Annotated in this window: 1 protein-coding gene; it reads right to left on the reverse strand. The window is 43.4% G+C overall.

What is annotated here, in order from left to right; genetic code table 11:
* Window positions 1–348 (reverse strand): hypothetical protein (locus BCU68_RS16985; RefSeq protein WP_157935207.1); only part of this gene is annotated, 348 nt, incomplete at both ends.

The following is a 348-nucleotide window of genomic DNA, read 5'->3' on the forward strand; positions in this document are numbered from 1 at the left end:
TGTGAGAACAGCATCGGTTTCGACAAGATCAGCGGTACTTACCCCTGTTATTTCTGCTGTATCATTAACTCCAGTAACCGTTACTAGCGCCGTTGATGTTGAAGTTGCTCCAGACGCATCTGCCATCACATATGTGATTAGTACCTCAGCACTCTCTGTTTCATTAAGGTGTTCAAAGTCTCCGTCAGTTGCGAATACAACCTTGTCATTGATGATTTGAACTCGACCTCTTATGTCACCGCTATCATTATCGACGCTACTAATGACGGCACTGACTAGCGAGAAATTAGTCGCTTCATCATTCAAATCGACGTCAGTGTCATTATCGAGTACATCAATTGTAACCGA

The organism is Vibrio sp. 10N.286.49.B3 (assembly GCF_002873395.1).
GTDB lineage: Bacteria > Pseudomonadota > Gammaproteobacteria > Enterobacterales > Vibrionaceae > Vibrio.